This window comes from Acinetobacter sp. 22512 (genome assembly GCF_052044755.1).
Lineage (GTDB): Bacteria > Pseudomonadota > Gammaproteobacteria > Pseudomonadales > Moraxellaceae > Acinetobacter > Acinetobacter pittii.
This window is the reverse complement of the sequence record NZ_JBQENP010000053.1, coordinates 1-363: the sequence shown is the minus strand read 5'-3', so window position 1 is coordinate 363 and position 363 is coordinate 1. Positions and strand designations below refer to the sequence as shown.

General features: G+C 47.1%; 1 protein-coding gene. It reads left to right on the top strand.

From position 1 onward, the window contains the following. Positions 1 to 363, top strand: a 363-nt coding sequence (locus ACTJJG_RS19055) for an FAD-dependent oxidoreductase (RefSeq protein ID WP_440609003.1), incomplete at both ends; no start/stop codon positions are given.

Here is a 363-nt window from a genome sequence, read left to right as displayed (position 1 = left end):
ACGAGCACATTGGTCAAGGTCGTATGACCCTTGAAGAGATTGTGGCAAAACTTGACACCAACTCAGCTGAAAAAGATGCAGCAGCACTCAATGCTAAAGATGCTTTTGATGTATTGGTGATTGGTGGTGGTCCTGCAGGTGCGACAGCTGCAATCTATGCTGCACGTAAAGGTATTAATACCGGTATCGTGGCTGAACGCTTTGGTGGTCAGGTCATGGATACCATGGACATTGAAAACTTCACGTCTGTGCAAAAGACTCAAGGCCCTAAGTTTGCTGCCGAGATGGAAGCACATGTTCGTGAATACGATGTCGATATCATGAACCTGCAACGTGTCAGCAAAATCACGGGTGCCAACCAGA